This is a genomic window from Burkholderia seminalis DSM 23518 (genome assembly GCF_902832885.1).
GTDB classification, from domain to species: Bacteria; Pseudomonadota; Gammaproteobacteria; order Burkholderiales; family Burkholderiaceae; genus Burkholderia; species Burkholderia seminalis.
Genome location: NZ_CADFDK010000014.1, coordinates 14782 through 26792, shown reverse-complemented (window position 1 = coordinate 26792; position 12011 = coordinate 14782). Strand labels below are relative to the sequence as shown.

At 68.3% G+C, this 12011-nt stretch carries 9 protein-coding genes; 1 reads left to right on the top strand and 8 read right to left on the bottom strand.

The window, feature by feature from the left end; genetic code table 11:
• Positions 1 to 82 precede the first annotated feature (82 nt).
• On the top strand, positions 83 to 1198 hold the full coding sequence (locus HWX00_RS30095; protein WP_034190663.1) for an aromatic ring-hydroxylating oxygenase subunit alpha: 1116 nt from the start codon (positions 83 to 85) through the stop codon (positions 1196 to 1198).
• 28 nt (positions 1199 to 1226) lie between these two features.
• On the opposite strand, the gene HWX00_RS30090 is transcribed toward HWX00_RS30095, so the two are convergent.
• The 8 genes from HWX00_RS30090 to HWX00_RS30055 all read right to left on the bottom strand — a co-directional run bounded on the left by HWX00_RS30090 (position 1227) and on the right by HWX00_RS30055 (position 11758).
• Positions 1227 to 1616 (bottom strand): cytidine deaminase, encoded by a 390-nt coding sequence (locus tag HWX00_RS30090; protein WP_034190664.1) that lies wholly within the window; start codon positions 1614 to 1616, stop codon positions 1227 to 1229.
• Positions 1617 to 1641: 25 nt separating this feature from the next.
• Complete coding sequence (gene deoA, locus HWX00_RS30085; RefSeq protein WP_175027316.1) at positions 1642 to 2958, bottom strand: thymidine phosphorylase; 1317 nt, start codon at positions 2956 to 2958, stop codon at positions 1642 to 1644.
• 39 nt (positions 2959 to 2997) lie between these two features.
• Positions 2998 to 4272 (bottom strand): NupC/NupG family nucleoside CNT transporter, encoded by a 1275-nt coding sequence (locus HWX00_RS30080; RefSeq protein ID WP_034190666.1) that lies wholly within the window; start codon positions 4270 to 4272, stop codon positions 2998 to 3000.
• Between the two features lie 255 nt (positions 4273 to 4527).
• On the bottom strand, positions 4528 to 5985 hold the full coding sequence (gene hydA / locus HWX00_RS30075; RefSeq protein WP_034190667.1) for a dihydropyrimidinase: 1458 nt from the start codon (positions 5983 to 5985) through the stop codon (positions 4528 to 4530).
• A 52-nt stretch (positions 5986 to 6037) separates the two neighbouring features.
• Positions 6038 to 7546 carry an NCS1 family nucleobase:cation symporter-1 gene (locus HWX00_RS30070; RefSeq protein ID WP_049033028.1) on the bottom strand — a complete coding sequence of 503 codons (1509 nt, stop codon included), beginning with the start codon at positions 7544 to 7546 and terminating at the stop codon, positions 6038 to 6040.
• A gap of 101 nt (positions 7547 to 7647) precedes the next feature.
• A complete protein-coding gene (gene preA / locus HWX00_RS30065; protein ID WP_034190669.1) occupies positions 7648 to 8958 on the bottom strand; it encodes an NAD-dependent dihydropyrimidine dehydrogenase subunit PreA in 1311 nt (436 codons plus the stop codon).
• 54 nt (positions 8959 to 9012) lie between these two features.
• The gene (locus HWX00_RS30060; RefSeq protein ID WP_124609262.1) at positions 9013 to 10350 is read right to left on the bottom strand and encodes an NAD(P)-dependent oxidoreductase; all 1338 of its coding nucleotides are present in this window, start codon (positions 10348 to 10350) and stop codon (positions 9013 to 9015) included.
• A gap of 127 nt (positions 10351 to 10477) precedes the next feature.
• On the bottom strand, positions 10478 to 11758 hold the full coding sequence (locus HWX00_RS30055; protein ID WP_124609261.1) for a Zn-dependent hydrolase: 1281 nt from the start codon (positions 11756 to 11758) through the stop codon (positions 10478 to 10480).
• Positions 11759 to 12011: the final 253 nt, after the last annotated feature.

Below are 12011 nucleotides of genomic sequence, written 5' to 3'. Positions count from 1 at the left end.
TCGCGGGCAACTTCGCGTAGACTTCTCCAGATCCCCGCCGCTTCTTGCGGCGCCCGGACTACCCGCCCAGGAGGCGTCACGCATGCTCGCAGTGCCTTTGCCTGACAGCAACACCGTTGGAGAATCGTCCTCCGGCGCCACCGTGCGCGACCTGCGCCGTGTGCCGATTCATCCCGATCACTGGTACCCGCTCGCGTGGTCGCGCGAGCTCAAGCGCGGCAAGACGCTCGGCGTGCACTTCGCCGGCGAGCCGATCGTGCTCGTGCGCACCGAGTCCGGCGCCGTGTACGCGCTCGAGGATCGTTGCGCGCACCGCCAGGTGCCGCTGCACGCGGGCGTCGTCAGCGGCGAAACGCTGCGCTGCTGCTATCACGGCTGGACCTACGCGTGCGACAGCGGCCGCTGCGTCGACGTGCCCTATCTCGGCCGCGAGCGCTTGCCCAACGGCGTGCGCGCGTATCCGTGCCGCGAGGCGCACGGGCTGATCTTCGTGTTCCCGGGCGACGCGACGCTCGCCGAGGAACGGCCGTTCCCCGCCCTCGAATCGGCGGACAACCGCGCGTACAAGACGCGCCGTTTCGGCCGCGAGGTCAAGTGCCACTACTCGTTCATGCACGAGAACCTGATGGACATGAACCATCAGTTCCTGCACCGCAAGCAGATGGGGCAGATGCGCGCGCGCTCGGTGGGCCGTCGCCGCGGCGACGACTGGGTCGAGGTCGACTACACGTTCGCGCGGATGGAAGGCAAGCAGCCGGTCGGCGAGGCGCTCGTGTTCGGCGCGAGCAAGAAGCCGGCCGACCAGTCCGACAAGAGCGTGATGACGGTGCGCACCGGCTACCCGTACCAGACGCTGCAGATCCGTTCGAGCGAAGGCACGCTCGTGATGGACCTGTGGATCGTCTACGTGCCGCTCGACGCCGAACAGCGCACCAACCGCACGTTCGGCCTGCTGTCGATCCACAAGCCCGGCATCCCGTTCGCGCTCGATCTCGCGTGGCCGCTGCTCGTGTGGTTCACCGAGCGCATCTTCCGCGAGGATCGCTGGATCGTCGAGCGCGAACAGGAAGCGCACGATCGCCAGGGCGCCGACTGGAACCACGAGGTGTTTCCGGTCATCAACGAGCTGCGCGACCTGCTGCGCCAGTGCGGCGCGCGCACCGTGATCCCGATCCGCGAAACGCGCGAAGGCGCGTGACGCGTGCGACCCGCCGCGGCGCGCGCCGTTACAGGCTGAACGCGCCCGGCAGCAACGCACGGGCCGTCGTGACCTCGACGGCCCCCTTCAGGTTGGCGAGGATCACTTCGATGTCGGGCAAGCCGATCTCGATGATCACCTGGCGGCACGCACCGCACGGCGCGATCGGGCCGTCCGTGTCGCCGACCACCGCGAGCCGCGCGAAGTCTCCCGGGCGATAGCCGGCGGCGATCGCCGAGAACATCGCCGTGCGCTCCGCGCAATTGCACAATCCGTAGGACGCGTTCTCGACGTTGCAGCCGTGGAAGACCGTCCCGTCGCGCGCCTGCAGCGCCGCGCCGACCTTGAAGCGCGAATACGGCGCATACGCGCGTTCGCGCGCCGCCCTGGCCTGTTCGATCAGTTCGTCTCGTTCCATCGAAATGATGCCTCCGGGAGTGGGGTCAGCCGATCTGCTGGTAAAGGGTGGGTGGCGCTTCGCCCGTCTCGCCGAGCACGTAGCTGCGCCGCACCGCGTCCACCGCGTGTGCAGCCGCCGCGCCGTCGCGCGCATGCACGTAGCCGAGCGGCTCGCCGGCCTCGACGCGCTGCCCGATCTCCGCCAGCGCCGTCAGTCCGACGCTGACGTCGATCGCGTCCTCCGCGCGCGTGCGGCCGCCTCCAAGCGCGACGACCGCCAGCCCGAGCCCGCGGCAATCGACCCGCTGCACCACGCCGGTCGCCGGCGCGGGAACCGGCACGATCACCGCCGCGCGCGCCAGATGCCGGGCGGGCACGTCGATCAGGTCCGCGGGGCCGCCGAGCGCCGCGACCATTCTCGCGAAGCGTTCAGCCGCCGCACCCGAATCGAGCGCCTCCTGCAGCTTCGCGCGCGCCGCCGCGACGTCGCGCGCCAGCCCGCCCGTGACGAGCAGCTCCGCCGACAGCGCCATCGTGACGTCATGCAGGCGCGCCGGGCGCGACTTGCCCGTCAGGTAGTCGATCGCGCAGGCGACTTCGAGCGCATTGCCCGCGCACGGCGCGAGCGACTGGTTCATGTCGGTGAGGATCGCGGTCGTCTTCATGCCGGCGCCGTTGCCGACGTCGACGATGCTGCGCGCCAGTTCCGCCGATTTCTCCGCGGTCGGCATGAAGGCGCCGGAGCCGACCTTCACGTCCATCACGAGCCCGTCGAGCCCCGCCGCGAGTTTCTTCGACAGGATCGACGCGGTGATCATCGCGACCGACTCGACGGTCGCCGTCACGTCGCGAATCGCATAGATGCGCTTGTCGGCCGACGCGAGCCGGGCGGTCTGCCCGATGATCGCGACGCCGACCTCGCGCACCGTGCGACGAAACGCATCCGTCACGGGCATCACGTCGTAGCCGGGAATCGCGCTGAGCTTGTCGAGCGTGCCGCCCGTATGGCCGAGCCCGCGCCCGGAGATCATCGGCACGTAGCCGCCGCACGCGGCCACCATCGGCCCGAGCATCAGCGACACCACATCGCCGACGCCGCCGGTCGAATGCTTGTCGATCACCGGCCCGTCGAGATCGAGCGCGCGCCAGTCGAGCACGTCGCCCGAGTCGCGCTGCGCGAGCGTCAGCGCGACGCGCTCCTCGGTGCTCAGGTCGTTGAAATACACGGCCATCGCGAACGCGGCCACCTGGCCCTCGGTCACGCTGCCGTCTGTCACGCCGCGCACGAACGCGGCAATCCCGTCGCGATCGAGCGGTTGCCCGTCGCGCTTCCTGCGAATGAATTCCTGCGGTAGAAACATCGTTGCCTCTCTTCGAACGGTCGGAGTCTACTGCACGATTCAATGCAGCGAAAAGAACAGCCCGGCAATCGCGGCGCTCATCAGGTTCGACAGCGTGGCCGCCGTCAGCGCGCGCAGGCCGTACCGCGCGACTTCCGAGCGGCGCTCCGGCGCGACCGCGCTGAAGCCGCCCGCGAGAATCGCGATCGACGAGAAGTTCGCGAAGCCGCACAGCGCGAACGACACGATCGCGAGCGTCTTCGGGTCGAGCACCTGCAGGCCGGCCGCCGCGACGTGCTCGCCGCCCTTCAGGTAGGGCGACAGGTCGCCGTACGCGACGAACTCGTTGAAGATCAGCTTCTCGCCGATGAAGTTGCCGGCGAGCGTCGCATCGTGCCACGGCACGCCGATGATCCACGCCAGCGGCGCGAACAGGTGGCCGATGATGCCCACCAGCGTGACCTGCGGGAAGCCCGCGAACGCGGCCGCGCCGCCGACGATCAGGTTCATCAGCGCGATCAGCCCGACGAACGCGATCAGCATCGCGCCGACGTTGATCGCGATGCGCAGTCCGACCGACGCGCCGGATGCCGCGGCCTCGATCACGTTCGCGGCGCGCTTGTCGTCGAAATCGAGACCGTCGACCACGACGCGGCTCGGCTCGACGGTCGGAAACAGCAGCTTGCCGAACAGCAGACCGCCGGGCACGGCCATGAACGACGCGGCGAGCAGGTATTCCATCTTCACGCCGAGGCCGGCATAGCCGACCAGCACCGAGCCCGCGACCGACGCCATGCCGCTCGCCATCACCGTGAAGATCTCGGCGCTCGTCATGTTCCGCACGAACGGCTTCACGAGCGCGGGCATCTCGCTCTGCCCGAGGAAGATCGTCGCGACGGCCGAACATGCCTCGATGCGGCTCACGCCGAGCACTTTCGCGAGCCCCGCGCCGAGGATCGCGACGATCCACTTCATCACGCCGATGTAGTACAGCACCGAGATCAGCGCGGTGACGAAGATGATCATCGGCAGCACGCGCAAGCCGAACACGAATCCGCCGTCGCCGAACAGCTGGAACATCCGCGCGTCGACCAGCCCGCCGAACACGAACGCGATGCCGTGATTGCCCATGTCGAGCACGCGATTGACGCCGTTCGCGGCCCCGGCCAGCGCCGCGCGGCCCGACGGCACGAACAGCACCAGCGCGCCGATCGCGAACTGCGTGAGCAGCGCGGCGATCATCGTCCGGCCGCTCACCGCCCGACGATTGTTCGACAGCAGATAGGCAACCAGCAACAGGAACAGCATACCGAGGAGACTGCGCAGAATATCCACCTTGTGCTCCTTTCTCACTATTTGAACTGTCCGGCGAGCGGCCCTGGCTCGCGGCCCCTGCATGGGGTGGGTGGATGTTACTCGCTCGATACGCGCGCCTGCAACGCCGACAAAATCACCGTGACCAGCCGCATCGATCGTTTCCCGTTTCGCATCTATCCGACTTGATCAGTTGTTCTATCTAGCTGGCGGAAAACGCACGCGGGGCATGCCGCTCTCCGCTCGAACGGACATGCCCCGCATGACACGCGTCGTTCAACCCGCGCGCTCGACCGGATGCGGTTCGCGCAACCGGTTCGCGATCCGCGCGGCCTCGTAGTAGCCGGCCGCCGGCGGACGCTCCAGGTAGCGGCCCGCGCCGCGCACCGCGCGCAGCTCGCCGTCGGCCCACGCGAGCGCGCCGCGCGTGAGCGTGTGCGTCGCGACGCCCTGCACCGTCATCCCCTCGAACACGTTGAAGTCGACCTGCTGGTGATGGGTCTTCACCGAGATCGTCTTCGTCGCGGCCGGATCCCACACGACGAGGTCGGCATCGGCGCCGACCTGCACCGCGCCCTTGCGCGGATACAGGTTGAAGATCTGCGCGGCGTTCGTCGATGTGATCCGCACGAACTCGTTCGGCGTGATGCGGCCATGATTCACGCCGTGATGCCACAGCACCGACATGCGATCCTCGACACCGCCGCAACCGTTCGGGATCTTCGTGAAATCGTTGCGGCCCATCGCCTTCTGCGATGCGCAGAACACGCAGTGATCGGTCGCCGTCGTATGCAGCTGCCCCGACTGCAGCCCGCGCCACAGCGCCTCGCGATGCTCGGCCGAGCGGAACGGCGGGCTCATCACGTGCGCGGCCGCACGCGTCCAGTCCGGGTCGCGATAGACGGCCTCGTCGATCACCAGGTGGCCCGGCAGCACTTCGCCGAACACGCGCAGCCCTTCGCCGCGCGCACGCGTGATCACGTCGACCGCGTCCTTGGCCGACACATGCACGATGTACACGGGCACGCCGAGCACCTGCGCGATGCGGATCGCGCGGTTCGCGGCCTCGCCTTCGACCTCCGGCGGCCGCGACAGCGGATGCGCCTCCGGCCCCGTCATGCCGCGCGCGAGCAGCGCCTGCTGCAGCCGGAACACGAGCTCGCCGTTCTCCGCGTGCACGGTCGGCAGCGCGCCGAGTTCGAGCGAACGCGTGAAGCTGTTCACGAGAATCTCGTCGTCGGCCATGATCGCGTTCTTGTACGCCATGAAGTGCTTGAAACTCGACACGCCATGCTCGCGCACGAGCGTGCCCATGTCGCGGTGCACGCTCTCGTCCCACCACGTCACGGCCACGTGGAAGCCGTAGTCGGCCGCCGATTTCTCGGCCCAGCCGCGCCACTCGCGGAACGCGTCCATCAGCGGCTGCTTCGGGCTCGGGATCACGAAGTCGATGATGCTCGTCGTGCCGCCCGACAGCCCGGCGGCCGTGCCCGAGTAGAAATCGTCGCTCGCGGTCGTGCCCATGAACGGCAGTTCCATGTGCGTATGCGGATCGATGCCGCCCGGCATCACGTACTGGTCGTGCGCGTCGACGACGCTCGCGCCGGCCGGCGCGTCGATCTGCTCGGCGATCTGCAGGATCGTGCCGCCGTCCTGCGGATCCGCGCAAAGCACGTCCGCGCGATAGGAGCGGTCCGCATCGACCACGGTGCCGCCGCGAATCAGGATTGCCATGGGGTTGCCTCCTCGTTGACTGTCGGGTGCCGCTCGACACGCATGTCGCGCGTCATGCGCTCGCGATCTGCGCGCGCTGTCCGGCGCGCCACTTCATCCAGGTGCCGTACACGCCGGACGCCAGCACGAGGCCGACGAACCACGCGTACGTGTAGAGCGTGTTGAAGAACGCCGGCACGTTCGGGAACGACGCCGGAAAGGCGGTATGCAGGAAGCCGGGCAGGTTCGGCAGCACGCCGACCGCGAGCGCGGCGAGCGCGGCCGGGTTCCAGCCCCGCGCGTAGCTGAAGCCGCCGCGTTCGTCGAACAGCGCGCGCGTATCGAGCTGCGTGCCACGGATCAGGAAGTAGTCGACCATCATGATGCCGGCGACCGGCCCGAGCAGCGCCGAGTACCCGACGAGCCAGGTGAAGATGTAACCGTCCGTCGTCGCGAGGATCTTCCACGGCATCATCACGATCGCGATCGTCGCGGTGATCATCCCGCCGGTACGGTACGAGATCGCCTTCGGCCACAGGCTCGAGAAGTCGTACGCCGGGCCGACGAGATTCGCGGCGAGGTTGCAGCACATCGTGTCGAGCGTGAGGATCACGAGCGCGATGCCGACGCCGATGCCCGTCATGCGGCTCGTCAGGTCGATCGGATCCCAGATCGCGTTGCCGTAGATCACGACGGTCGCCGACGTCACGACGACCGACACCACCGACAGCAGCGCCATCGGCAGCGGCAGCCCGATCGACTGCCCGATCATCTGGTCGCGCTGCGACTGCGCGAAGCGCGTGAAATCGGGGATATTCAGCGCGAGCGTCGCCCAGAAGCCGACCATCGCCGTCAGGCCCGGCCAGAACGTCGCCCAGAACAGCCCGGCCTTCTTGCCGCCGGCCGCGAACTGCGACGGCGCCGACAGCATCGAGCCGAACCCGCCGGCCTTCGACGTCGCCCACCACACGAGCGCCACGCACATCACGACCTTGATCGGCGCGGACCAGCTCTCGAGCCAGCGGATCGAATCGGTCCCGTGCCAGATGAAGTACAGCTGCAGCACCCAGAACACGAGGAAGCACGCGAGCTGCCCGAACGAGATGCCGACGAGCGGCAGCGCCGCGCCGTGCAGTGCGTTGCCGGTCAGGATGTTCAGCAGCGTGTAGATCGCGCTGCCGCCGAGCCAGGTCTGAATGCCGTACCAGCCGCACGCGACGATCGCGCGCAACAGCGCCGGCAGCTTCGCGCCCTGTGTGCCGAACGACGCGCGCACGAGCACCGCGTACGGAATGCCGTGCTTCGCGCCCGCATGGCCGATCAGGAGCATCGGCGCGAGCACGATCAGGTTGCCGAGCAGCACCGTCATCACCGCCTGCCACGGCGACATCCCTTCCTGGATCAGCCCGGCCGCGAGCATGTACGACGCGATGTTCATCACCATCCCGACCCACAGCGCCGCGAAGTGATACCACTTCCACGTGCGCTGCGCCGGCGTCGTCGGCGCGAGGTCGTCGTTGTACAGGCTGCCGCCCCGCGCCGCGGCGCTGTCGGGATCGGCGGGATTCGCTGCGGATGTCATCGATCGCACTCCACGAAAAACGTCAGCGCCGGCATCGTGCGATGCCGGCCCAGGGGTCACGAAAAGCGGCGGCGCGGACATTGCGCGCCGCCGGACGCCGGTCAGGCCGCCTTCGCATGCTTCTCGGGTGGCGCCGCGGTGCCCGCACCGGCTTCGGCACTCGCCGGATTGTTCGGATGCGTGGTCCAGTTCGCGTAGTCGCCCGAATCGACACGCTCCATCGTGATGCATTGCTCGACCGGACACACGTGCATGCAAAGATTGCACCCGACGCACTCCGAGTCGACCACTTCGAAGTGCCGCACGCCGTCCTTCGTCGCCGTGATCGCCTGGTGCGACGTGTCCTCGCACGCGATATGGCACAGCCCGCACTGGATGCAGCGGTCCTGGTCGATGCGCGCCTTGATGTCGTACTTCAGGTTCAGGTATTTCCAGTCGGTCACGTTCGGCACCGCGCGGCCGCGAATATCGTCGAGCGTCGCGTAGCCCTTCTCGTCCATCCAGTTCGACAGCCCGTCGGCGAGATCCGACACGATCCGGAATCCGTAATGCATCGCCGCGGTGCACACCTGCACGCTGCCGGCGCCGAGCACCATGAACTCGGCCGCGTCGCGCCATGACGAGATGCCGCCGATGCCCGAGATCGGCAGGTTCGGCGTTTCGGGGTCGCGTGCGATCTCGGCCACCATGTTCAGTGCGATCGGCTTCACGGCCGGCCCGCAATAGCCGCCGTGCGTGCCCTTGCCGTCGACCGTCGGCATCGGCGCCATCTGATCGAGGTCGACCGCGACGATCGAGTTGATCGTGTTGATCAGCGACACGCCGTCCGCGCCGCCCTTGTATGCGGCGCGCGACCCCATCCGGATATCGCTGATGTTCGGCGTGAGCTTCACGAGGCACGGCAGCTTCGTGCCTTCCTTCACCCAGCGCGTGACCATCTCGACGTATTCGGGCACCTGCCCGACGGCCGCGCCCATGCCGCGCTCGCTCATCCCGTGCGGACAGCCGAAGTTGAGCTCGACCGCATCGGCCCCGGTATCCTCGACGAGCGGCAGGATCCATTTCCAGTCGCGTTCGTTGCACGGCACCATCAGCGACACGATCAGCGCGCGGTCCGGCCAGTCGCGCTTCACCTGCGCGATCTCTCTCAGGTTCACGTCGAGCGGACGGTCGGTGATCAGCTCGATGTTGTTCAGCCCCGCGATGCGCTGGCCGTTCCACTGCACGGCGCCGTAGCGCGAACTGACGTTGACGACGTGCGGATCGAGCCCGAGCGTCTTCCAGACGACGCCGCCCCAGCCCGCCTCGAAGGCGCGGTTGACGTTGTAGGCCTTGTCGGTCGGCGGCGCGGACGCCAGCCAGAACGGATTCGGCGAAGTGATGCCTGCGATGGTGCAGCGAAGGTCGGCCATGGTCGGCTCCAGAAGAATGGTGTCGTGATCGGTATGCCTGGATACGTCCCGCGTTCAGGCCGCCTTCGCGTCGCGCGCCGCCAGCGCCGCATCGATCGAGGCGGCCGCGCGCTTGCCGTCCTGCACCGCCTGCACCGTGAGGTCGATGCCGTCCGTCGCCGCGCAGTCGCCGCCGGCCCATACGTCGGGCAGCGCCGTACGCCCGTCGGCCGCCACCGCGATGCGCGTGCCGTCGGCCGTCAGCAACGCGGCCGCGATTCCGTCCGGCACCAGCGTCTGCCCGATCGCCTTCAGCACCATGTCCGCCTCGACGGTGAAGCGCTCGCCCGACGCCGCCTCGAATTCGACGCCGGTCACCTGCCCGTTCGCGCCCGCGATGCGCACCGGCTTCGCGTGCGTGACGAGCGTGACGCCGCTCTTCTGCGCAAATTCGCGCTCGGCCCACGTCGCGCTCATCGCGTCGACGCCGCGCCGATACACCATCGTCACGCGCTCGGCGCCGAGCTTGCGGCTCTGCACCGCCGCATCGATCGCCGTATTGCCGCCGCCGATCACGACCACGCGCCGCCCGACCGGCACGTTCTCGAGCCCGTCGGCCTGCCGCACCTGCTCGATGAAGTCGACCGCGTTCATCACGCCGCCCAGTTGCTCGCCGTCGATCGCGAGGGCCCGCACGCCGCCCAGACCCATCGCAAGGAACACCGCATCGTGCTGCTCGCGCAGCGCGTCGAGCGTCACGTCGCGGCCGAGCGCGACGCCCGTTGCCGGCGTGATGCCGCCGACCGACAGCAGCCACTCGACTTCGCGCTGCGCGAAATCGTCGACGGTCTTGTACGCGGCGATTCCGTATTCGTTGAGGCCGCCGGCCTTCGGGCGCGCGTCGAACAACGTGACGCGATGCCCGGCGAGCGCGAGGCGGTGCGCGCACGCGAGCCCGGCCGGCCCCGCGCCGACCACCGCGACATGGCGGCCCGTGTCGGGCGCGCGCCGGAACTGTACCGCGCCGGTCGCCATCGCCCAGTCGGTCGCGTGCCGCTGCAGCGCGCCGATCGCAACCGGCTGCGCATCCTGGTGATTCCGCACGCACGCGCCTTCGCACAGGATCTCGGTCGGGCAAACGCGCGCGCACATCCCGCCAAGCGGATTCGCGGACAGGATGTCGGTCGCGGCGCCCTTCAGGTTGCCGTTGCCGATCTTGCGGATGAAGCTCGGGATGTCGATCTGCGTCGGGCAAGCCTGCACGCACGGCGCGTCGTAGCAGTAGTGGCAGCGGCTCGCGGCGGCCGCCGCGGCAGTCGGATCGAGCAGCGGCGCGATATCGGCGAATTCGCACGAGAGTTGCGTGGACGACAGGCGATGCGCGGCGATATCGCCGGTTGGCTTGGTGGTCATACGCGTTCCTTCGACTGAGTGGAGACAAAGCCGTCCCCGCCGGCTGCGAACGCACAGTCGGGGCGGTCATGCTGAGGCATCCTGCAATCAGGCGATACGCAGCCTGCCGACTGCTACGGTCGATGCGTCATGAAACCGGCTCGCAGGCACGCGACAGCATCGCGTGCAGCAGCACGTTCGCGCCGGCCTCGATCCATGCGGGCGTTGCGTCCTCGATCTCGTTGTGGCTGATGCCGTCGACACACGGCACGAACACCATCGAGGTCGGCGCGACCTGCGCCAGATAACATGCGTCGTGTCCGGCACCCGATACGATGTCACGATGCGAGTAGCCGAAGCGATCGGCCGCGCCGCGCACGGCCTCGACGCAGGTGGCATCGAACGCAACCGGCTTGTAATAGAAAATCTGCTCGAGCGCCGTGTCGAGCCCGATGTCGGCCGCGATGCGCGCGACACCGTCGCGCAGCGCCGCATCCATTTTTGCGAGCACCGCGTCGTCCGGATGCCGGAAGTCGACGGTGAAGAACACGCGGCCCGGAATCACGTTGCGCGAGTTCGGGTGGACCTGCATCATGCCGACCGTCGCGCAGCCGAACGGCGCGTGATCGAGGCCGATCCGGTTGACGAGATCGACGACGCGCGACGCACCGAGCAGCGCATCGCGGCGGCGCGGCATCGGCGTGGGCCCCGCGTGCGCTTCCTGGCCGGTGAACGTGATCTCGTACCAGCGCTGCCCCTGCGCATCGGTCACGACGCCGATCGTCTTGCATTCCGCTTCGAGAATCGGTCCCTGTTCGATATGCAGTTCGAACGCCGCGTGCAGCTTGCGCCCGCCGCACAGCACGTCGCCCGCGTAGCCGATGCGCGCCAGTTCCTCGCCGATCGTCTTGCCGTCCACGTCCTTGCGCGACAGCCCGTACTCGAGCGAAAAAACGCCCGCGAACACGCCGGACGCGACCATCGCGGGCGCGAAACGCGAGCCTTCCTCGTTGGTCCAGATCACGACCTCGACCGGATGCTCGGTCTCGATCCCGTGATCGTTGAGACTGCGAATCACCTCGAGGCCGCCGAGCACGCCGTAGATGCCGTCGAAGCGGCCGCCGGTCGGCTGCGAATCCGCGTGCGAGCCCGTGACGACCGGCGCCGCGTCGGCCACGCGGCCCGCGCGGCGCATGAACACGTTGCCCATCGTATCGACCGTCACCGTGCAGCCGGCGGCCTTCGCCCAGCCGACGATCAGGTCGCGGCCGGCCTTGTCGAGATCGGTCAGCGCGAGGCGGCACACGCCGCCTTTCGGCGTCGCGCCGATCTTCGCGACCTCCATCAGGCTCTCCCACAACCGCTTCCCGTCGACCTTGATCGACGTGTCGAACGCTGCCCGCTTCACTGTTTCCGATACCGCATTCATTCGTATCGCTCCTGTGGGGTCGGTGATGTCGTCAGCCCGGTCTGTGCCGGTGCGCGTCATGCCGGTTTCGGGGCATGCGCGCCCATCGGCGGTGCATGCTTGTGTCGTGTGCGAAACCCGTCAAATCCTGTCCGATTGGACAGGTTTTAGACGATCAAAATCACCAAAGCAATCTCTTTCTTGCGGGAATGGACAGAGCGAGAAACGTGCCATCGCAACGCAGCATCGCGGCGGACGCGCTGTCCGCATGCGT